The 21,568-nt window shown below is 38.2% G+C and carries 20 protein-coding genes; 4 read left to right on the top strand and 16 right to left on the bottom strand.

What is annotated here, in order from left to right; genetic code table 11:
• Nucleotides 1-186: 186 nt before the first annotated feature.
• From V7097_RS03120 to V7097_RS03130, 3 genes are all read right to left on the bottom strand, one after another.
• Nucleotides 187-1,278, bottom strand: coding sequence for a branched-chain amino acid aminotransferase (locus V7097_RS03120; RefSeq protein ID WP_438824187.1), 1,092 nt, complete (start codon nt 1,276-1,278; stop codon nt 187-189).
• 181 nt (nt 1,279-1,459) lie between these two features.
• Complete coding sequence (locus V7097_RS03125) at nt 1,460-2,446, bottom strand: Gfo/Idh/MocA family protein (protein ID WP_335702133.1); 987 nt, start codon at nt 2,444-2,446, stop codon at nt 1,460-1,462.
• Between the two features lie 115 nt (nt 2,447-2,561).
• Complete coding sequence (locus V7097_RS03130) at nt 2,562-4,271, bottom strand: methyl-accepting chemotaxis protein (protein ID WP_438824189.1); 1,710 nt, start codon at nt 4,269-4,271, stop codon at nt 2,562-2,564.
• A 246-nt stretch (nt 4,272-4,517) separates the two neighbouring features.
• On the opposite strand from V7097_RS03130, the gene V7097_RS03135 reads away from it, so the two are divergent.
• Nucleotides 4,518-5,297 (top strand): ABC transporter ATP-binding protein, encoded by a 780-nt coding sequence (locus V7097_RS03135; protein ID WP_335702135.1) that lies wholly within the window; start codon nt 4,518-4,520, stop codon nt 5,295-5,297.
• Nucleotides 5,298-5,337: 40 nt separating this feature from the next.
• Here V7097_RS03135 and V7097_RS03140 read toward each other — a convergent pair whose 3' ends face one another.
• Together V7097_RS03140 and V7097_RS03145 are read right to left on the bottom strand one after the other, a co-directional pair.
• The gene (locus V7097_RS03140) at nt 5,338-6,741 is read right to left on the bottom strand and encodes a tyrosine phenol-lyase (protein ID WP_335702136.1); all 1,404 of its coding nucleotides are present in this window, start codon (nt 6,739-6,741) and stop codon (nt 5,338-5,340) included.
• A 335-nt stretch (nt 6,742-7,076) separates the two neighbouring features.
• Nucleotides 7,077-7,580, bottom strand: coding sequence for a cupin domain-containing protein (locus tag V7097_RS03145; RefSeq protein ID WP_335702137.1), 504 nt, complete (start codon nt 7,578-7,580; stop codon nt 7,077-7,079).
• Nucleotides 7,581-8,129: 549 nt separating this feature from the next.
• Here V7097_RS03145 and V7097_RS03150 point away from each other — a divergent pair.
• The gene (locus V7097_RS03150) at nt 8,130-8,297 is read left to right on the top strand and encodes a hypothetical protein (protein ID WP_335702138.1); all 168 of its coding nucleotides are present in this window, start codon (nt 8,130-8,132) and stop codon (nt 8,295-8,297) included.
• Between the two features lie 46 nt (nt 8,298-8,343).
• On the opposite strand, the gene V7097_RS03155 is transcribed toward V7097_RS03150, so the two are convergent.
• Nucleotides 8,344-9,546 carry an ornithine--oxo-acid transaminase gene (locus V7097_RS03155; RefSeq protein ID WP_335702139.1) on the bottom strand — a complete coding sequence of 401 codons (1,203 nt, stop codon included), beginning with the start codon at nt 9,544-9,546 and terminating at the stop codon, nt 8,344-8,346.
• A 336-nt stretch (nt 9,547-9,882) separates the two neighbouring features.
• Here V7097_RS03155 and V7097_RS03160 point away from each other — a divergent pair, with 336 nt between their 5' ends.
• Both V7097_RS03160 and V7097_RS03165 read left to right on the top strand, forming a co-directional pair.
• Nucleotides 9,883-11,319 (top strand): sigma-54 interaction domain-containing protein, encoded by a 1,437-nt coding sequence (locus V7097_RS03160; protein WP_335702140.1) that lies wholly within the window; start codon nt 9,883-9,885, stop codon nt 11,317-11,319.
• A gap of 180 nt (nt 11,320-11,499) precedes the next feature.
• A complete protein-coding gene (locus V7097_RS03165; RefSeq protein WP_335702141.1) occupies nt 11,500-12,114 on the top strand; it encodes a hypothetical protein in 615 nt (204 codons plus the stop codon).
• A gap of 237 nt (nt 12,115-12,351) precedes the next feature.
• On the opposite strand, the gene V7097_RS03170 is transcribed toward V7097_RS03165, so the two are convergent.
• The 10 genes from V7097_RS03170 to V7097_RS03215 all read right to left on the bottom strand — a co-directional run bounded on the left by V7097_RS03170 (nt 12,352) and on the right by V7097_RS03215 (nt 20,974).
• Entirely contained in the window at nt 12,352-13,497 is a 1,146-nt protein-coding gene (locus V7097_RS03170) for a trans-sulfuration enzyme family protein (protein WP_335702142.1), read from the bottom strand.
• Between the two features lie 53 nt (nt 13,498-13,550).
• The gene (locus V7097_RS03175; protein ID WP_335702143.1) at nt 13,551-13,982 is read right to left on the bottom strand and encodes a hypothetical protein; all 432 of its coding nucleotides are present in this window, start codon (nt 13,980-13,982) and stop codon (nt 13,551-13,553) included.
• A 158-nt stretch (nt 13,983-14,140) separates the two neighbouring features.
• Nucleotides 14,141-14,704: a hypothetical protein gene (locus V7097_RS03180; RefSeq protein ID WP_335702144.1), complete on the bottom strand. Its 564-nt coding sequence runs from the start codon at nt 14,702-14,704 to the stop codon at nt 14,141-14,143.
• 3 nt (nt 14,705-14,707) lie between these two features.
• Nucleotides 14,708-15,340 carry an SCO family protein gene (locus V7097_RS03185; protein ID WP_335702145.1) on the bottom strand — a complete coding sequence of 211 codons (633 nt, stop codon included), beginning with the start codon at nt 15,338-15,340 and terminating at the stop codon, nt 14,708-14,710.
• Nucleotides 15,341-15,436: 96 nt separating this feature from the next.
• On the bottom strand, nt 15,437-17,128 hold the full coding sequence (locus V7097_RS03190; protein ID WP_335702146.1) for a cbb3-type cytochrome c oxidase subunit I: 1,692 nt from the start codon (nt 17,126-17,128) through the stop codon (nt 15,437-15,439).
• A gap of 14 nt (nt 17,129-17,142) precedes the next feature.
• On the bottom strand, nt 17,143-17,610 hold the full coding sequence (locus V7097_RS03195; RefSeq protein WP_335702147.1) for a cytochrome c oxidase subunit II: 468 nt from the start codon (nt 17,608-17,610) through the stop codon (nt 17,143-17,145).
• Nucleotides 17,611-17,622: 12 nt separating this feature from the next.
• Entirely contained in the window at nt 17,623-17,772 is a 150-nt protein-coding gene (locus V7097_RS03200) for a cytochrome c oxidase subunit 2A (protein ID WP_335702148.1), read from the bottom strand.
• A gap of 420 nt (nt 17,773-18,192) precedes the next feature.
• Nucleotides 18,193-18,798: an SAM-dependent methyltransferase gene (locus tag V7097_RS03205; protein WP_335702149.1), complete on the bottom strand. Its 606-nt coding sequence runs from the start codon at nt 18,796-18,798 to the stop codon at nt 18,193-18,195.
• Between the two features lie 32 nt (nt 18,799-18,830).
• A complete protein-coding gene (locus V7097_RS03210) occupies nt 18,831-19,715 on the bottom strand; it encodes an RNA polymerase sigma-70 factor (protein WP_335702150.1) in 885 nt (294 codons plus the stop codon).
• Nucleotides 19,716-19,732: 17 nt separating this feature from the next.
• A complete protein-coding gene (locus tag V7097_RS03215; protein WP_335702151.1) occupies nt 19,733-20,974 on the bottom strand; it encodes a phytoene desaturase family protein in 1,242 nt (413 codons plus the stop codon).
• Nucleotides 20,975-21,568: the final 594 nt, after the last annotated feature.

The following is a 21,568-nucleotide window of genomic DNA, read 5'->3' on the forward strand; positions in this document are numbered from 1 at the left end:
CCAGTTGAGTCTTCATAAAGTATCTTCTTAGGGCATTGTGCAATATTCATTCATTATAAATTGGGATCGCGTTGTTTGTGGTGGACGATTTTGAGCTTCATGTGAAGTTTTTGGACTCGAATTTTTCATTTACGCAAAAAAATAGTGCTTACCACCTAGGGTAAGCACCACTTCTACTTCTCTTTCTTATAGTTTTACAGTCCATCCAAAAACATCTTCTTTTGTACCGTTTTGAATGTTTGTAATGGTGTCATATAGTTTTTTCGATAAATCTCCTGTTTCACCATTGTTTATGTTCATTTTTTCATTATTATAGAAAAGTTCTCCAACTGGTGAAATAACAGCAGCTGTACCAGTTCCAAAGACTTCCTCAAGGACACCATCATTATAGGCCTCTTGGATTTCATGTATAGAAATTTTCCGTTCTGTTACAGGTATGTTCCAGTATTTTAAGAGTTCAATAATTGACTTACGAGTGATACCATCAAGAATACTACCGTTTAATGCAGGTGTAATAACCTCACCATTGATTTTAAAGAAGATATTCATGCTGCCCACTTCTTCAATATATTGTCTCTCTCTACCATCGAGCCATAATACTTGTGAATATCCATTTTCACCTGCAATTTCTGATGCTAATAAACTTGCAGCATAGTTACCTGCTGTTTTTGCATCACCTGTTCCGCCTGCAACAGCACGTACAAATTTATTTTCTACAGCAATTTTCACAGGATTGATACCTTCTTTATAATAAGAGCCCACTGGGGATAAGATAATCATAAGTTTATAGTTTTTTGCCGGATCGACGCCGAGATGTGCTTCCGTAGCAATCATAAATGGTCGAATATATAATGAAGTACCTGGAAGGTTTGGAACCCAGTCCCTATCGATTTCAATTAGCTTCTTCAAAGCATGAAGTGCAAATTCCTCATCAAACTGCGGCATGACTAAACGCTGGTTCGATTTATTGAATCGTTTCATGTTTTGATCCGGTCGGAATAACAAAATTTCCTCGTCTTTTGTACGATAGGCTTTTAATCCTTCAAATACGGATTGACCATAATGAAACACCGTTGCTGCAGGATCTAAAGGAATTGATTGATATGGAACAATACGAGCATCGTGCCAACCCTTGCCTTCCGTATAATCCCACATAAACATATGGTCAGTGAAGCTTGTTCCAAACACCAATTGATCAAATGGTGGCATTTCCTTCTTCTGAGTTGTAAGGGTGATGTCAAGTTTAAAATCTGTCGTCATGTTAATCCCAGCTTTCATTTAATATACATCTAAAAAAAATATTAATAATCGAAATCTTATATTATTCTGATAATAATATCAACTATTTTATCACAATCTTGTGATAAATGGTGTAAGCAATTTATACAATATTTAAAATTCAGTAGAGAAATTTTGGGAAAACAAAAGGCGAAGCTTACTCTGGTGCCTTTCGCAAGTTTTATTTATTTGCATAATAGCCTTTTACCATTTCGTCCATTACCCAATTTGTACGGGCACCAGATTCTCCATTGCTAGGGCAAACCCCGCTTTTGCCCGTCAATTCAGCTACAATGGTTTCCACAAGCGGTTGGTGAACATGCTGTGGGCGTTCAAAGCTCCACTCTTCTGTTCCGTTCTTAGTTGTCAACACGATTGGCTCATTTCCGAAAGTAGAGAACGTAATCTTCCCTTTGCTACCTACGATTTCATTGACGTCTTCATTTTGAAACGAGGTAAAACACCAATTGCCAAAACCATGGATTCCAGATTCAAATAAATAGGTACCCGTTACAATATCTTCTGCTTCGTAAAGCCCGCCATGATTTGAAGCAAAACCACGAACTTCCTTAATTGGCCCTAGCAAGAAATCTAAAATATCAAGTGTATGGCTCGCTAAATCGAAAAACAATCCACCACCAGAAAGCTCTGGCTGAACCCGCCATGGAAGATTGGTAGGGTCTTCTTTCGCTTTGCGGTATTGTGTAGTTGACACAAATCGTATTTCCCCTACTTCCCCATTTTCGAGTAACTCTTTTATTTTCAAAAATCTTTGTTGTGCTCTTCGATAGTATGCAACATATAATGGAACATTTGCCTCTTTACAAGCCTTATTCATTTCTAAACATTCCTCATAATTTCGAGCCATTGGCTTTTCAACATATACGGGTTTCCCCGCCTGTGCAGCCTTGAGTGTATAATCCTTATGGGATCCCGGTGGTGTTGCGATATAGATGGCGTCCACCTCTGAATCTTGGATTAGCTCGTCCGCGTTATCATACCATTTCGGTACATGATGTCTTTTGGCATAATCTTTCGCTAATTCACCAGTTCTTCGCATCACCGCTACCAACTCGGAATTCGCGATTTTCTGAAATGCTGGGCCACTCTTCACTTCTGTCACATTTCCACAACCAATAATCCCCCAACGAACCTTGTCATAGACCATAATCCGAACTCTCCCTATTGAGTATTCTTTATTTCAAATTATACCCCAAAAAGTTCAACTGGCACAAAAGGCCATCCAACAAGTGACTATGTCGAATGGCCTGAAGCTTCCCTTCTTATTTAACATTAAAACGTTGAGTGATTTCTAAAAGAGATTTGGACAGGTTATGCAGTCTTTTTCCTACCCCGTTGGTATTTTCCATTTGTTGAATTTGATTCTCACTAAAGGCTAGCATTTCTTCAGCGCTCGCTAATGTCTCCTGTGACACAGATGAGAATTGAGTAACAGATTGCTGTAGTTCTGGTACAATGCTTTCGAGTCCAGTTAGTTCTTCCTGCATAACTTCAATGTTTCCACTTACCTCGTAAATCCCTTGCATCAACTCATTAATCGAGATTTTTGAATCATTCGCTAATTGGAGATTGGAATTAATTTGGATCAGCATTTGGTCAAATTCCTTTGAAGCGAGTAAAGTAATAGATTCCATTTTTGTTATTGCATCTGTAATTTCATCAGTTGCTTTCGTTGACTGCTCGGCAAGCTTCTGAACCTCTTGTGCTACGACAGCAAATCCTTTTCCTGCTTCACCCGCACGTGCTGCTTCAATGGTTGCATTTAAGGCTAATAGTTTTGTTTGTTTCGCGATTTCCGTTACTAGTTCAACAAGTGATGTAATCTCAAGTGAATAGTCTTTAACTTCTCGAATGGTTTTTGTGAGACGATTGAAGTCACCTTCAAATGATTGAATTGTTGAAATCAACTGTCCCATGTTTTTTTCACCGCGTCCAGCCGAAAGATTCATATTCTTTGAGCTTCCAATGACAGTTTCCATGTTTGTCATAATATCCTCTATTCGATTTGACATCGTCTTAAAACCATGGACACTCTCTTCAGAGCTACTTGCAGTATGCTCCGCACCTTGTCTTACCGTATCAATCGCCGAGATTAATTGATGGCTAGATTCAAGCGCATCCGTAGATGAAACATTTAATTCATCACCTGTTGTTTCCAATTCTTTCGTTGAAGTCTTCAATTCATTTAGCATACTTCTCATTTGGTCAATCATCGCATTATAGCTCTTATGTAATGAAGTAATTTCTGGAATAGTTGTACGTATATCCACCGAGTGCTTGAGATTCCCTTCCCTTACTTCTTTCATCGTATTCCTTAATGCACTTAATGGCTTAACAATTGTTCGCACTAATAGGATAATCACGATCGTCATCACAATGATACTGACAGCAATCACAAGTAATGTAAAATAAGCCATTTGGTCGATTGGACCCGTATAGGATTTCGTCGGGATGAGGATTCCATAAATTCCACCTATCTCCTTAATATTAAGGAACGAGATCGTGTAATCTTCGCCATTAATCCTCTCATGAATGACACCATTTTTGCGATCAACTAGGTCAGTGATTGTTTTTTCTGAAATAGCTGGAATTGCATCTTTACTCACCTTGAAGGGAACTACTTCGGATTGTTGAATATAGAAAAACTCTGCCTGTATCCCATCTCCTTCAAGCTTCTTTTGCTGCATTCGAACATTACTGTCTAACTGTTGCATAAAATAATCGTCTTGACCTACATAAACAAAACTTAAACTTTCTGCAATAAATCCCATTAACTCTGCTTCACGTACTAATCGATTTTCAATTGTTTCAATTGTCATTTCTTTTGCCTTTATGTAGGAGGTTGTTCCAACCGCCACAACAGATATCACGAGTAAAGAAACAAACAGGATAAATAATCGGGTACTCAGATTAACTCTTTGTAAAAATCTCTGTACGAACCGTATTCTGCCATTATTCTCTTTATCTAGCATTTTCACTTTACGCAACTTTTTTCCCAAGTGCAGAACCCCCAAACTCCATGTCTTTTTACCTATATAATTAAAATTATAAACAAGCATTGTAAATCCTCTGTAAAGATTATGTAAAGGGATTATTTATTGACTCCGTACCTTTCCTTAATTAGTCGAATTTATTATGTGAACCTACTAATTTTCTTTGTACACCCTTATCTAAATTTTTTGATACTATTAATTTAAAACAAGAAGGGATTGATTACAGTGGTTTTGGATTTGGTGAATGTTACATTTCAGCGTGACAATACACTTATTCTAAGGAATATTAATTGGAAAGTTGAACAAGGGGAGCATTGGGTACTATACGGGCTGAATGGTTCCGGAAAAACAGCATTATTGGACTTAATCAATGCCTATCATTTCCCTACAAGTGGCGATGCTTCCGTTCTTGGATTTAAATTTGGAAAAGTGTATCTCGGTGAGGAGCTTCGAAAGAATATTGGCTTTGTATCCTCCTCTTTACAGCAAAAATTCTACCCAACTGATAACGCGTTTGAAGTGGTCTTAAGTGGAGCATTTGCCTCCATCGGCTTGTATGAAACACCAACAGATGAAATGCGGGAAAGAGCAATACGATTACTCGAGGAGCTTGGGTGTATCGGTTATGCAAACAGAGATTATGCAACTCTGTCTCAGGGTGAAAAACAACGAGTGTTAATTGCACGTGCATTAATGACAGATCCGTCAATTTTGATTTTGGACGAACCTACAAATGGATTAGATTTTATCGCAAGAGAACAATTATTAGATTCCATTGAAAGGCTCGCCAGTAACGGTGATTCTCCAACGATTATTTATGTCACCCATCATGTGGAAGAAATTCTTCCGGTGTTTACAAAAACATTGCTTTTAAAAAATGGTGATGTATTTGCTACAGGACAAACCAATCAAATCATTACTAGTGAAATTCTTTCAAACTTCTTCAATCTTCCGGTTCATGTTCATTGGGAAAATGACCGTCCTTTTCTCGTAAAAGGTAAGTAAAAAGTAGCCAGCCCGTTCTGAAACAAGGCTGGCTTTCATTCTATTCTTCTGAAATCAACTCTGAATCACCTGATAGTGGTGAAAACCTTGCATTAAAGAAGCGTAGAGTTGGAGGCTCATAATCCATACGTAAACCACTGATCTGGTCTCTTTTTTCATAGAGGGCCATCACCGAATCGGCTACGACATCCATATGATTATTCGTATACACTCTTCTTGGGATTGTTAATCGAACTAGCTCTAGTTTTGGTTTGTTATGCTCGCCTGTTTCCTTATTTCTGCCTGCTGAAACAATTCCTCTTTCCATTGCCCTAACACCAGAATCTAAATAAAGCGCTGCTGCCAATGCTTGTGCAGGAAACTCCTCCTGCTTTAAATGTGATAAAAATTTTCTTGCATCCAAATAAACAGCATGCCCCCCAATTGGTTGAACAACAGGAATTCCTGCTTCAATCAACTGTTGCCCAAGATAACGGACCTGCTGGATACGATGTTGGATGTAATGGTCATCAATAGATTCATAAATTCCTTGTGCCATTGCTTCCATATCACGCCCTGCCATCCCTCCATAGGACGGCATCCCCTCATATACAACCACCAATTCTCTTGATCTTGCGTAAAGCTCCTCATCATTCATCGCAAGGAATCCACCAATATTCACTAAACAATCTTTTTTTCCGCTCATTGTACAGCCATCTGAATAGGAAAGCATCTCTTTTAAAATATCCTTGATCCGATGATTTTCATAACCCGCTTCTCGTTCCCTAATAAAATAAGCATTCTCTACACAGCGTGTGGCATCGAACATGACATCAATCCCATGACTTTTACAGAGGTTATAAACCTCTCTCATGTTCTCCATACTAACCGGCTGTCCACCCGCCATATTAACTGTCACCGCAACGCATACATATGGAATCCGCTCTGCACCGGCTTCCTGAATAAGTGCCTGCAATTTAGATAGATCTACATTCCCTTTAAAAGGATGCTCCGTCGTTGAGTCATGTGCTTCATCAATAATGATATCAACAAATCTCGCTCCATTCAGCTCCTGATGGGCACGGGTTGTTGTAAAATACATATTTCCAGGAACGACATCACCTGGATTTATTTTTAGCTGGGATAAAATATTTTCCGCTCCTCGCCCTTGGTGTGTTGGCAAAACATATTTATACCCATAAATCTCCCTTACTGCTTGCTCAAGCCTTTTCCAGCTTTTACTCCCCGCATAAGCTTCATCTCCAACCATTAAGGCTCCCCATTGGCGGTCGCTCATTGCACTTGTCCCGCTATCTGTTAGGAGGTCAATATAGACATCTTGTGAATCAATTAAAAAGGTGTTGTAGCCAGCTCGCTCCAATGCTTCTTTTCTTTCCTCATACGTTAGCATCGCTAATGGTTCTACTGCCTTGATTTTATATGGCTCTGCCGTTCTTCTTTTCATCCGAACCCCTCCATTTATTTAGAAAATTCAATCTATATATATATAATGTAAGATATGTTCGGCATTCTTCTCAAGAATCTACGTTGCATGATAAAAGCTTTAAACCATTGAAAAACGCCTTCCTATAGGCATTAAGAAGGCGTCCTTTAATATTATTGAAATATAATTCAAATTAATCTGTTTCATTTTGCAATTTTCATTTCAAACAAACGTTTGTTTAGCGAACTAACCCAACAGCATCAGGCACTTGAAATTTCAATCAAACGTTTGATTAAACCGGTTCAGGTAGTCAATTTTTTAACTGTTATATATGTAAAAAATCCACTTTCACTATATTAGTCTATTTTCTCCAGCGCTAGCTTGCGAATAACCTCTTCATGCTGTGGAAATTCCTTTAGTAGTTCATCCTGAGTAAATAATTCAAAATCCTCAAATTCAAAGCCTGGCGAAACCATACATCCTACAAGTGAAAAGGTATTTTCTTTTTTAACCGAAGACCCGAATATTGAATTTTTAGGTACAAGAACTTGTGGAACCTCTCCTTTGTCAAGATTTAGCCCAAGCTGCATTTCTTTGTATTCTCCAGATTCGTCAATGATGTGGACAGTTAACGGACTACCACCGTGGTAATACCAGAGTTCGTCTGATTGTAATCGATGTAAATGGGATATATCCTCAGATCTCAGTAGAAAATATATACTTGTATACAATTTTCTTTGTTTATCTTGCTCCGTATCAATCATCTCATCTGAAGCAAAAGTTTGCTTATAAAACCCACCTTCTGGATGTGACTCGAGCCCGAGATTTGATATGTAAAACTGTGCGTCTTTTTCGTTCATTTTTTAAGCTCCTTCCAAAAAACTTAAGTACTATTGTACCCTAAATCAGATAAGAACCTGTATGATTTTAACCCTGATGCCGGGTTTTTTTCAAGCAAAATCTCGCACAAATAACCCTTCGTACACTTGATGAAGACCCTTTTACTCAAATCTCTATACGCACTTTGGTCTTCATAACATCGATGAAGACCTTTTGCTCAAAACCTGGACCGCGTTTAGGTCTTCATAACACCGATGATGACATTTTGCTCAAAACCTAGACCGCGTTTAGGTCTTCATAAAACCAATGATGACATTTTGCTCAAAAACTAGACCGCGTTTAGGTCTTCATAAAACCGATGAAGACCTTTTACCCTAGTACCTGAACGCACTTAGGTCTTCATAACACTGATGATGACATTTTACTCAAATACCAGATCGCTCTTAGGTCTTCATAACATCGATGAAGAATTTATAAAGGTAGTTAAGCACTACTTTCTGAAACAAAATACATACAAAACACACGAATGCAAAAACTACGGAGGAATGAATCTGAAAGGAGAATTGGATATGGGTCGTGGAAAAAGCTTTAACCATAAAGAAAAAGGACATCCTGGCAACTTTCCAAACAACAGCATCAGTGAGGAAAAAGACCATAGTCGACAAACTGAACAAATGGAAGGCATTGTCTCACATGAAGCCTTTAAAAACCGAGTAAAAGAGGACGAAATGCCTTAAGAAAATAAAAAAGGATCAAAACAATGCGTCTTGATCCTTTTTTAATTTATCCTAAAACCCTCTCAATTCGTTCGATTGCCCAATCTAGTTCCTCTTTTGTTACGATTAAAGGTGGAGCAAATCGGATGACCGTATCATGGGTTTCTTTACAAAGCAATCCTTCTTGCTTTAAAGCCTCACAATATGAACGAGCAGCTTCTGTTAGTTCAACTCCGATAAATAAACCGCGACCTCGAACCTCCTTGATCTTTGGATTTTTTATCTCTTTTAATCGGTCTAGAAAATAGTCACCAAGTTCAAGAGAACGTTGGGCGAGATTTTCCTCAATTAATACATTCATTGAAGCAATGGATACAGCGCAAGCCATTGGATTTCCACCAAATGTAGAGCCATGTGAACCTGGATTAAACACACCTAACACATCTTTATTTGCGACTACACAGGATATTGGAAAAACTCCTCCACCCAGCGCCTTACCTAATATATACATATCAGGCTCTACTTCATCCCATTCACACGCGAACATCTTTCCTGAACGGCAAAGTCCAGCTTGAATTTCGTCCGCAATAAAAAGAACATTATTTTGTTTACATGTCTCATAGGCTTGCTTTAGGAAACCTTCTGGTGGAATCATTATCCCAGCCTCTCCTTGAATCGGTTCAATCAGAAATGCAGCTGTATTTTCGGTGATTGCATTCTTTAACGCCTCAATATCACCATATGGAATAAGCTTAATTCCCGGTAGCATTGGACCAAACCCACGCTTATACTCGTCTTCAGATGATAACGATACCGCAGTCATTGTTCGACCATGGAAGTTTCCAATACAAGCGATAATTTCTGCCTGATTATCCTGAACTCCTTTTACATCATAAGCCCATCTACGTGCTGCCTTAATCGCTGTTTCAACAGCTTCTGCGCCAGTATTCATCGGAAGAGCCATCTCTTTATTTGTTATTTTACAAATTAATTCATACCATGGCCCTAACTGATCGTTATGAAATGCGCGTGATGTTAATGTTACACGGTCCGCCTGATCCTTTAAGGCTTGGATAATTTTAGGATGACGGTGTCCCTGGTTAACTGCTGAATAAGCACTTAACATATCCATGTATTTGTTGCCTTCTGGATCTTCAACCCATACACCTTCAGCTTTTGAAATCACAATCGGTAATGGGTGGTAGTTATTTGCACCGAATTTTTCTGTTTGTTCAATGATCGTTCTTGAGTCCGTTTTAGTTTGAGTCATCTATTTCATCCTCCTGTTCCAATTAGGAATTTTAATAAAGAAGTGCATCATGCCTATTATCTTATGCAAGATTCATGCCAAACATCTTGAAGAATCAACTTTTATATTACCTTTCTCCTTAAAAGTGCATTTCAATAAGGCTTTACATCTTTATAATAGAATGAAAAAGAAATTTTTATCGTAATGAAATTTCATTCGAACCACACAAAACGAAAAAATTATTTGCATCTAATGATTTTAATCTCTTTTTTCGCAAAAAATTTTTTCATTAATTGATTTGAATATGCAAAAATTGTATGCACCTTTATAATAGAAATAAGAAAAGGTGGCGATCATATGAAACAGATTGAGTTATTAAAAAACAAAGCGACTGAACAATTGGTAAATGAAGTTGACGTTGGCATACATGTTGTAGACGTAGATGGCACAACCATTATCTACAATCAAAAAATGGCTCAAATTGAAGGAATGAATCAAAATGACGTTCTAAACAAAAGGCTTGTTGATGTATTTTCGTTTCATAAAAATGAGGATAGTACGTTGCTTCAAGCCATTAAAAATGGTGAACCAATAAAAAATGCAAAACAGACATATTACAATAATCGTGGGCAGGAAATCACAACCATTAATAACACAATTCCAATTATGTATGGACGAAAGCGAATTGGGGCGATGGAAATTGCGCGCGATGTGACAAAACTAGAGAAACTCCTTCGTGAGAATATGAACCGAAAAAGTGATACACATTATACATTTGACAGCATCATAGGGCGCAGTACTACTATTTCAGAAGTAGTTGAGGCTAGCAAGCGAGCAACCCGGACAAGCTCATCTGTTCTCATCATTGGGGATACCGGTACTGGAAAAGAGCTTTTTGCCCAAAGCATTCACAATGGAAGCAGCAGGTCTTCTGCTCCATTTATATCTCAAAATTGCGCAGCTTTGCCAGATAATCTAATCGAAGGAATCCTGTTTGGTACAAAAAAAGGAGCTTTTACTGGTGCAATTGACCGCCCCGGCTTATTTGAGCAAGCAGAGGGTGGCACTTTACTTTTAGATGAAATAAACTCATTGAATCCAGCATTACAAGCAAAGCTTCTACGTATCATCCAAGAAAAAACACTCCGACGAGTTGGTGACACGAAGGATAAAAAAGTAGACGTACGGATCCTTGCAACGATGAATGAGGACCCCATTGATGCCATATCAGAAGGACGACTTCGCAAGGACTTATATTACAGACTAAGTGTTGTAACGCTTTTTATCCCTCCATTACGGAACCGTAAGGAAGACATCCGAGAGCTTGCGTACACATTTGTAGAAAAGTATAATCATCTGTTTGGGATGAATGTAACAAGGATTAATGATCAGGTTTTACAAATTCTAATGCAATATGACTGGCCGGGAAATGTTCGGGAGTTAGAGCATATCATTGAGGGAGCACTGAATGTCATTACATATGAGGATACCATTTCCTACAATCACCTCCCTATGCATTTTCGAAAAAAGACAAATTCTAAACCAGAAGCTACAAAAACTGAAAGCCAACTAAGCATACAACTAACAGATGTTCAACCTTTGGACAAATACATGGAGGAAGCCGAAACCCTATACTTAAAACAAATACTACAACAGTTTAACTTCAATATTACAAAATCTGCCGAAGTACTTGGGATGAGTCGCCAAAACCTCCAATATCGCTTAAAAAAATATGGAATTAAAAAACCAAACAAGAACCATAGGGACGGTTCTCCTGGTCCCATGCAGCCTTAGTTTATATTTAATCATTTACAATTCTACAATGACCAACATATTCCCACACCTATATACATTTATTGCTCGGGAAATGAGTAGAAATAAGTCGAAGATACAATCTAAGTTAGAGTATAAGGAGAATTTGAAAAGTAAATTGGTTAATACCATGTATGATAATACAAAGGCAGGTGTTTATAGGTGAAACAATATGTATGGTATGCAAGCTACGGCTCGAACATCAACACGGATCGATTTCTTTGTTACGTAAAGGGTGGTAGACCAAAGGGTTCTAATGAAACTGAGGTTGGGTGTAAGGACCCTTCATCCCCAATCGACGAAGGAATATTTACTATTCCTTACCCATTGTATTTTGCGAAAGAAGCAGGAAGATGGGATTCAAAGGGTGTTGCTTTTATTAACGGAATCAAAAATGATACAGCTGTAACCTACAGTAAAAAGTATTCGATCACATCTGAACAATTTCTTGATGTACTGCAACAGGAGAATAGTGGGATCCAGTTTGATATTGATTTAGAGCAGGTGAAAGAAACTGGGTCTATGATTTTCCGTGAAAGGGCTTGGTATGGAAGAATCCTGTATCTTCGCGACGATGGTGGCCATCCAATTTATACATTTACGGCCCCTTGGAATATGAATGATATCAAGTTTAATAAACCTTCCTACGAGTATTTGGAGACGATAATTACGGGGCTTAGGGAGTATTATTCGAAGGATGATATCTATCAGTATCTAAGAAACAAACCGGGTATAGAGGGAAAGTATACTGCTAAGGACCTCGCTAGTTTAATGTAGTAAAAATTCATATTTTTTAATAGAAGAAGGAGCTAGGGCATCCTTCTTTATTTTTGTCCAAATTCGATTCAATCAAATGTTTGTTTGAATTTTAATCTTACAGCCTCAACACATAATCAGTTCAATCAATCGTTTGTTTGAATTTCCAGCCTAACTCCCCCAACCGACTCCTACATTAATCAATCGTTTGTTTAAAAAATGAGTACCCACTTAATGTGGATACTCATTTTAATTGATTTATTTTAAGGAGTTTTCAATTGCTTGTTCAAACACAGAAATGATGTCCTCGTAGTGTTCGATCCCGACCGAGATTCGCACGAGTTCGTTTGTAATCCCCAATGCTTCCTGTGCTTCCGGTGGAAGTGCACGGTGTGAGGTCTTTAACGGATGTGATACAGTAGTTTCTATCCCAGCTAGAGTTGGAACAAGCTTTACCCAGCCGAGGGATCTGAAAAATTGGCTAACATCAACGGTTTTTGCAAGCTCTACGGATACCATTGCCCCAAATCCTGTAGCTTCTTCTTCAAATGGATAATACACTCTCGTAATATTCGGGTTGTTACGTAAAGCATCTGCAAGCTTACGTGCATTTGAGGATTGCACTTGCATCCGAACTGCTAGTGTTTTTAATCCTCGAGTCGTTAACCAGGCTTCAAAAGGGCTCACATTTGTACCAAGATTAACAACCTTTGCACGCGCTTTTGCAACAAGGTCCTCTCTTCCCACAACAACTCCAGCAGTTACATCACTATGTCCACCAATATATTTAGTAGCGCTATGAACGACTAGTTCTACACCAAGTTCGTATGGATTGCAATGGTATGGAGTCGCAAATGTATTGTCTATCACAGTGATCAAATCATTGCGTTTTGCGAGTTCTACAACTGCTTGTATATTTTCAACTCTTAAAAGTGGGTTCGTTATAGACTCAGTATAGAGTAATTTTGTATTTGGCTGAATCGCATTTTCCACTTGCTTAAGGTCAGCAAAAGAAACAAAGGTTGTTTCAATTCCAAGCTGTTGAAGCTCTTCATATAAAAGATGGAAGCTTCCACCATACACATCTTCTGCTGCGACAATATGGTCCCCACTCTTAACCACAGAAAGGATTCCCGCTAAAATCGCAGATAGTCCTGAAGAAGTCGCAATACCTGCAGGTGCACCTTCGATGGCTGCTACCATTTGACCAAGCTCATCGGGATTTGGATTTCCCGTACGCGAATATAAATAATTTCCTTCTCCTTGGAAATAACCCTCTAAATCTTCAAGGTTATCAAAAGTAAAAGCGGATGTTTGATAAATAGGTGTAACTTTGCTTCGAATTGGTAGCTTATCTTTTTTTACACTATGTATTAATTTTGTCTCAAACCTTTTTCCCAACATTTCCACCCTCTTTAATAATAATGTTATTATTCTGAACCCTATTATTAAGGTTGTCAAATAGAATCTTGCAAATCGAAAAACAATTCTGATATACGGTCTCTAAGAACCATTTGTGCTTTACGCGCCTCTACATTCAGTTCGTATAGATCCTCTGATAGATCCTCCCATGGTATTTCCGTATCTTCTTCCATCTCTCTAATTTCCTGTTCAATCCATGAAGAGTGCTTTCGATAAAATTCAGTTGCGATTTGCTCATCTTTAAATTCTTCCGGGACCATGAATTGTAGTTTCCCTAACCATCTTTGGAACTGTTCCTCTCCACCCTTATTGATTCTTTCTTGGAAGATCGTTAATAGTTCTTTTGTCACACTTGGATCAAACTCATTTTGTTCCATCATTTTTTCAAGATTTTCTAAAGTTACAATCGTATAATCGGTATTATCGTGGAATATAGTATCCTTAATAAATTTGAATAGCTTTTTCATAATGGGTTTCTCCTTTTCAATGGGTATGTATTGTTTACATTATACATGTCCTACGATTTTGGATAGAACCTATAGTCTTTGTGATATACCATATTTACGTCTTCCCTGCCAATAAGTTTCAATCCACAAAAAAGAAGCCACATCAGCAGCTTCTTTCTCTAAGATTCCTTATAAATTGATTGATCTGTAAAATTCGTATAAACCAGATAGATTAATATACAAATCGCTGTTGTAATAAACCCCCAGCCCAGAGTGATTTGATCGATTACGAGGTAATTATTACATAATTGATTATTAATATTGATATATAATACACCCATCCCTAAATACTTCACTGTAAAAAAAATGAACACAATGTTTTTTACACGATCACTTAATTTCTTCCAGCTGTCACGTAACGGAACACCCGCTAAGAAAGATAGACTTAAAAATTTCCACACTTCCATACTTGTAATGGTTAATGTCTCGTCCATTGTTTTCGGGATTGTCCAATACACCAAAATCACAATGAATAACAGAATTCCGGGTATTCCGTTTTGATTCCATTTTTCAAAAAACTGCGGGAACTTCTCTTGAAACAGCTTTCCCATGAAAAACCCGGAAATAACGATTGCAGGCATTTGCATATGCATATGGATGATCATAATGGATTCGAGAAGATTAGCAACTGGGGGTAGTGCTAATACGAATAATAGTCCTAGTCCAATTAAAAATTGTTTCATAGCCTATTCCCCCTTCTTATTTTCTAACATCCTATTAACCTTGGTAGCCGCTTCATCAATTTCCTGATAATCCATGACATCAACCAATGAACCATTTGGATCCACTAAATAAAAGGCTGAGTTATGTGCAAAGTTTCCTCTTCCATCTGGTATAACGATTACACCAAATTCATCGAGAACGCTTTTTAATTCAGTTTCATTTGATATCCTCGCCATTCTCCATGTTTCCCCATCGGCTCCAAAATAGGTACGGTATTTACTAAGTACTGCTGGGTCATCCCTTGTTGGGTCAAAGCTTATGCTTAAAAAGACGATATCTTTACCCATGTACTCTCGTGGAATCTGCTCATAAACCTGTGCCATATTCATTTCCAATTGTAGACAAACAGTAGTACACGATGTGTAAATAAATGTGATAAATACATACTTATCTTCAAACTCAGAAATAGGATATGTTCGTCCCTCACTATCTTCGAATGTTACATCTGGAAATGCTGGTTTTTCCTCTATTAGTTGGTTAACTCTTGCTGTTTCAGCAGTAAATGCTTGAAATCCATCGGTTCCCGTATAAAACAGCACACATCCAAATATTAAAATTAACATGCAAGCGAATGTCGTGCGATTCTTTTTAATCACGAAGACCACATCCTATTTCTTTTTTTACCGTTAATTATAGAAAGAGATAGCAGTTTCCTTCGCTATCTCTTTCTATTTAGGTACTCTACCTCGGGATTACCAAGTCTTAAATGGTGGTGATCCTGGAGGTGCATTTACAATCATATCGGTTAATGGTAATACATATGCCATTGCGATTACGAGAACCATTAGCACTACCCATAGTCCCCAACGCTCTGTCCATAGTGGAGTTTTTGAAGCACCTTCTTCTACTTCAGCAATTGGGAATTCTGTTTCGCCTTTTGGTGCAAAGAACATCATGTTAAATGCTGCATATACTTGGATGATTACTGCAACTAATAATAATGTTGCTCCGATACCAACCACCATCATAAATGGCTCCCAGCCTGCAGCTTGTGCGCTACCAAAATATTCTGTGAATGATGTTCTACGTGGTGAACCGTATAGACCAACCCAGTGCATTGAACTAGACATTAGAAGCATACCAATTGTCCAAATGATGGTTTGAATAATACCAATTTTATTCATTGCTTTTGTCATTACACGACCTGAAAGACGTGGTATTAACCAGTAACTAATTCCGAAGAATGTCATTACTACTGACATACCTAGTGTTAAATGGAAGTGCCCTACGACCCACATTGTGTTATGAACTACTTGGTTAAGTTGGTTTGTGCTTTGTACAATACCACCTGCTCCTGCTGGGGCAAAAGCAGCCATTGCGATAAATGGAGAAAGGAAGCGAACGTCACCCCATGGTAGCTTTTTAAGCCAACCTAGTGCTCCTTTTCCACCTTTCTTTCTTCCAGTACGCTCAAATACTACAAACATCGCGTAAGCTGTCATCAAAGATGGGAAACCAATCGCCAAACTCATAAATACGTGTAGGAATTTAACTGATAAACCAATTCCCGGGTCAATAATTTGGTGGTGGAATCCACCTGTGATGTTCATGATCACTAATGCGATAACAACAACACGAGTAAGTGTGTCACTAAAGCGTCTGCCACCAATTATTTTTGGTATGATTACATACCATGCAGAGACGGCTGTTAAATACCAGATGTTAACTGCTGTGTGTCCGAATGCCCAGAATAGTGTACGGGAAACCATTACGTTAATCGTGTCTACCCAACCTAATGACCATGGTAGAATCAAGAATAGTACTTCAACTGCAACAAATGCCGTTGCTCCAACTAATAGAATGAAAGCTCCTGTAGCAAAGAATGAAAGAATTGGAAGATGCTGTCCTTTATGGTTCTTTCTCCAGTTTGCTACTTGAATAAATGCTCCAGTTGATAAGAGCCAAATACCAACGACCACTAGTGCTAACCCGATGTAGAATACTGGGTGTGCAGCCATTGGTGGATAGAATGTGTACATAACAGATGCTTCGTTCATTAAGACTGGAATTACAACAAGTACGATACCAACAATCTTAGTCCAGAAACCAGTCCATGCTAATTTTCTTACCTTAGGTAGTAATCCACCTAAATCGTGTGAAAGACCAGCGTAGAAATAACCAATCATAAAGAATGCTGACATTACAACTACTAATAATAAACCGTGAGCTGTTAATACTTGATAATAATTAAGCCAGCTTGGTAATTCTAGAAGACCTGCACGGTTTAATCCTTGTACTAATCCTAAAAGTCCACCTAATAATAATGCGATAAATGCTACTGATAAATAGGATTTCGAGATTTTTGCATCTTCTGGATTTACACCTAAAACCCTGTTTGCTTTTTCTTTAAAGGTCAAATCTGAATTATTTAATACTGTTGCCAATGGTCTCCCCTCCTTTATTTCACTGTGATAGTTGTAGCCATTAATTGGTGACCCGCACCACAATATTCGTTACAAAGAACTAAATACTCACCTGGCTCATCAAAGGTTTGAGTGATTTTTTGAATATGTCCCGGCATTACCATTGCGTTTAAGTTTGTACCGGCAACTTGGAATCCGTGGACAACGTCTTTAGATGTCATGATAAAGTGAACTTTTGAACCAGCAGGTACTTCAATCTTGCCTGGATTAAAGCTAAAAATTTCTAATGTCATAACAACTTCATATTCGTTTTCGCCGATTTGATATACACCTGGCTTATCAAATGGAGCTGTTTCGTCAACCTTCTGAGGATCAATCGTTTCCATATTACTTGGTGGTCCCATTTCTAATGCGAATGTTTGGTAACCAGTTAGAAGCATGAAACCCATAATCATACCGAAACTAATTGTCAGCCATATTTTTTCATCAAGATGCATTTTCATTTTTATCCCCTCCTAGAATCTAGCCATGAATAGGCCGTAGAGTACTATATACGTAAAAAGAATGACTGCTCCAACAACACCGACTGAAATCCAAGTTCCTACAAATGGTCCTTGAAATTCCCCGTCTGTTTTTTTGTTTCGGTTAACTTTTGAAGCTCCCATCCAACTCAACCTCCTTATGTTCTTCTTACTTACATCATAATTAGGAACCGTTCTCAATGTTGTGAACTGAATCACACATAAAGTGTAATTTTTGATACACCTAATAAAAAAAGGACGAGAAAATAGGCATTTCCCCGTCCATTCAAACCCCCTCTAAATATGACCAAACCCGCTTCATTACTGGATTTCAGATACTTTATCCTCTTTATATCGTTAGCTCAAAATCAAAAATGACAAATTGGTGAACATACTTATTAAAGTGCAAGGCGCCCGTTTATCGGCGACATGCATAAAATAAGCGCTGACAGAAGGCGCTTTTTGCCTTCAAAAGCGATTGGCTTAGACCAGAGAGCCGATGGCGTCTGAAGCTGGACATCAATTTCCACATAAAAAAGACAGCCCCCATCCATTGGAAGCTGCCTATAGTAGCTGATAAACAATAAATCTCTCGTATGTGCTTTTTTTAATCAACTTTGGAATGATAATCTCTTTTTTCATTTGAAATGGAGTGTTATTCTCCAAAAAATAGGTGTAATCCGTTGAACCATAATATAGAATAACCTCTATTTCTCGCGGATCCTTCTCGTATGAACGAAGAATATTGGCAATCGTATGCTTAAAAACCTGGATTGAAAAAGGATTAAAAAAGTAAAACCTATTATCGAATGGATTGATTTCATAATCTTGTGCGGCACAATGGTGAATATCAATTTCCTCTTTGCGGATACCCGCCCTTTTTACATAACGGTCTCGGTTATAAACTGCATCATGATACAAACTTTTATCAATCTCAACACCTACGACAGTTGCAGCAAATAAATGATGAATATAAAAAAGCAGACGGCCCTTCCCACATCCAATATCAACGACCCGATCCGTTTTCTTCAATTGATAATGATCAAACAGAGCAGCTAGCCCTTCATACGGTGTTGGCTCATAGCGATGATAATGAATGGATGAACTAAATCCCTTTTGTCCTCCACTTGTTTTCACATGTAAAAGTGCATCGAAATACTTATCATCCATTGGTAGTCTCCTTACAACGATGTTTGCTACAGTTAAAATTGATACCCATTTATGGCATATGTTAGCTTTTCAGGATTGCGAATTAAAAAGATATGTTTGATTTCCTTTTTTTCTATTTCAAAGCATACCACATTTTCTGGTTTCTGATTTCTTTTTATCAAAATCCCTATCTGTCCATTGACGATGACTAAATCAACTTCAATTTTGTCATCCTGTCCAAACTTTCGAATGAGCCCAAAAATAAATTGAGAAACACGTTCTCTCGTTTTTATTGGTACTAATGCAGCCTTCGCCTTACCTCCTCCATCTGAGTAGAGGACAGCATCATTCGAAAGAATGCTAAGTAATCCCTCAATATTTCCTGTTGTTGCGGCAAGGAGAAAAGATTGAACCAAATGCTGCAATTCCGTCTGATTCACCTGTGAATCGTTTGTCTCATCCTTATAATCTAGCTTTTTCCTTGCTCTACTAAATATCTTCCTGCAGTTCGCTGCCTCCTTTTCAATAAATGATGCAATTTCAACATATTCATATCCAAACGCTTCTCTTAAGACAAAAACAGCTCGTTCAACAGGGCTGAGTTGTTCCATCAAGGATAGGAGAGCATACGAAATATTATCTTGCATTAAGACAGTATGCATCGGATCAACATCATGGATGATTAATGGTTCTGGTAGCCATGGACCTATATATACCTCTCTTTGCCTTCGAGCTGATTTCAAAAAATCAATGGAGCGATTTGTGACCATTTTACAAAGATAGGCTTTTCTATTTTCGACTTGGTCATTATTAGACTTCTCAAAATCGATTAGAACATCATGGATAATATCCTCGGCCTCCGTAATCGTCCCAGTCATTCGATAGGCAATCGAAAACAAGAGAGACTTATATTCCTGGTAAAACTGTTCATCCAACATTTTTTGACAACCACCTTTTATAGTGTGTTTTCAAGGATTAATAGAGCAGCTCTTTTAGCACTTTGAAACGAAGCATCTACAAGCATTCCATCTCCTACCCAGTCTCCTGCAAGATATAATCCAGGTATTTGTTCAACTGATGGAGACGGTCTTTCGTTTTTAGCTACAACTAAACCGTTTGATACGGTCATTCTAGGAAGATATCGTTTATAGACTACAAACTCCTCCCAGCCTGGTTGGACTTTTTCCAAAAATGACTCTAGTTCTCTTTCTGTATCCACATTCGCATCTACATATTTCATCACATGGACAACTTGGTAATCTAGCTTGCTTAGTTTCGCTATTTTGGAATGATTTGAGTAATAAAATGGCTCCTCCAACCCCATCGCAAAATCAATTTTCGGGTTAGGCAATCTTGATAAAATAAGGTCCATACAGGCTACCCTTACTGGAATACATTCTTTTATTTTTGGAGCGTTTTCATGTTCTGATAACATTTTTGCTATTTCATGGGGACTTGATGTTGACAGTACATTACGAGCCCAAATGGTATCTTCATTTGTATGCACTGTGATTTGTGGAAATGAGCCATTTATCCTTTTAATATTTTTGCTGGTCCGAAAATGGACTCCTAACTGGGTTGCCATTTTTTCCAAGACATCTATCATACTTTGCCAGCCATTATTTAAGTAGATCGCATTTCCTAATTGAAGCTGGTTTAGCGCTGCACCTGCACTTAGCAAATCAGGTTCGTTCGAATACGTAGAGAGACGGGATAACATTAAAATGAGTTGCTTGGCTACTTCATCTTTTATATTATGCTGGAGCCACTTACGTAATGGTATGTTTTTAATCCTATTTGTATCTATTTTCTTATATTTAATGAAAAAAGAGAACAGCTCTTTTTTGGCTCTCCAATTTAATAATGGGCTTGTTATTAGGCCATTGGGTGTTGCTGGAATATCATAGATTTTGTTCTTGTGAACAATCTTTCCTTTTGTCGGCACAATGCCCCCGTCTATTTCGATGCCCAATTCACGTAGAATTTCCATCGATTTTCCTTTTGAGTAAAGCGCGTGTGGCCCAAGATTTAAATAAGAATCCATTTTATTCGTTGTTCGTCCTCTCCCACCTAGTGTTTTGGATTTTTCTAAAACGAGCACAGACTTTCCAGCACGCGCCAAGTAGATCGAGGCAGTTAGGCCAGCGACCCCACCACCGATTATGACACAATCCCAAGTTTTTTCTTCAAAGTACATTATACCCACTCCCACTGTTTGATTTATAACCAAGACGATTGAAGGTCTGAATTTGTGACAGAAGGCTTTAATTTTAGGCTTGAAGATTTAGTTGTATGGAAGGTAATCATGTTTAATTGAATGTGTATTTAGATGTTTTTAGAATAAATGAGGGAATCATAAAGTGTTTTGGAGGTTGGTGGTGCGCTAGACCGTTTTGAGGGTGTTTGTTTTCCTTTTATTAGGAGGGTGGTGGCTATCTAGATAGTCCCGAGGGTACTTTATTTCCTTTTATTAGGAGGGTGGTGGTTCTCTCGACAGTCCCGAGGGTACGAACCTTCCTTTTATTAGGAGGCTGATGGTTCTCTCAACAGTCCCGAGGGTATACACTTTCCTATTATTAGGAGGTTGTGGTGCAATAAACTGATTTGCAGGCATGCACTTTCCTTTTTCTAGGAGATTGGTGGTGCGCTAGTTCCGTTAATTAGGAGAACAGTGGGAGTCAATACATTCTCTGAAGTAGCACCTCCCTTTTCCTAGGAGTCTCGTGCTCCCCCTAACTGTTTTGAAAACAAAAACCCCCGCTACATCTAAAAATGTAGCGAGGATCTGTCG

Source organism: Bacillus sp. JJ1562 (genome assembly GCF_036962705.1).
GTDB lineage: Bacteria > Bacillota > Bacilli > Bacillales > Bacillaceae_L > Ferdinandcohnia.

Bases quoted from the DNA above. Each gene is read 5' to 3' on its own strand.
- V7097_RS03120 (WP_438824187.1), bottom strand. From the start codon at position 1,278: ATGAAAGCTGGGATTAACATGACGACAGATTTTAAACTTGACATCACC.
- V7097_RS03125 (WP_335702133.1), bottom strand. From the start codon at position 2,446: ATGGTCTATGACAAGGTTCGTTGGGGGATTATTGGTTGTGGAAATGTG.
- V7097_RS03130 (WP_438824189.1), bottom strand. From the start codon at position 4,271: ATGCTAGATAAAGAGAATAATGGCAGAATACGGTTCGTACAGAGATTT.
- V7097_RS03140 (WP_335702136.1), bottom strand. From the start codon at position 6,741: ATGAAAAGAAGAACGGCAGAGCCATATAAAATCAAGGCAGTAGAACCA.
- V7097_RS03145 (WP_335702137.1), bottom strand. From the start codon at position 7,580: ATGAACGAAAAAGACGCACAGTTTTACATATCAAATCTCGGGCTCGAG.
- V7097_RS03150 (WP_335702138.1), top strand. From the start codon at position 8,130: ATGGGTCGTGGAAAAAGCTTTAACCATAAAGAAAAAGGACATCCTGGC.
- V7097_RS03155 (WP_335702139.1), bottom strand. From the start codon at position 9,546: ATGACTCAAACTAAAACGGACTCAAGAACGATCATTGAACAAACAGAA.
- V7097_RS03160 (WP_335702140.1), top strand. From the start codon at position 9,883: ATGAAACAGATTGAGTTATTAAAAAACAAAGCGACTGAACAATTGGTA.
- V7097_RS03170 (WP_335702142.1), bottom strand. From the start codon at position 13,497: ATGTTGGGAAAAAGGTTTGAGACAAAATTAATACATAGTGTAAAAAAA.
- V7097_RS03175 (WP_335702143.1), bottom strand. From the start codon at position 13,982: ATGAAAAAGCTATTCAAATTTATTAAGGATACTATATTCCACGATAAT.
- V7097_RS03180 (WP_335702144.1), bottom strand. From the start codon at position 14,704: ATGAAACAATTTTTAATTGGACTAGGACTATTATTCGTATTAGCACTA.
- V7097_RS03195 (WP_335702147.1), bottom strand. From the start codon at position 17,610: ATGAAAATGCATCTTGATGAAAAAATATGGCTGACAATTAGTTTCGGT.
- V7097_RS03200 (WP_335702148.1), bottom strand. From the start codon at position 17,772: ATGGGAGCTTCAAAAGTTAACCGAAACAAAAAAACAGACGGGGAATTT.
- V7097_RS03205 (WP_335702149.1), bottom strand. From the start codon at position 18,798: ATGGATGATAAGTATTTCGATGCACTTTTACATGTGAAAACAAGTGGA.
- V7097_RS03210 (WP_335702150.1), bottom strand. From the start codon at position 19,715: ATGTTGGATGAACAGTTTTACCAGGAATATAAGTCTCTCTTGTTTTCG.
- V7097_RS03215 (WP_335702151.1), bottom strand. From the start codon at position 20,974: ATGTACTTTGAAGAAAAAACTTGGGATTGTGTCATAATCGGTGGTGGG.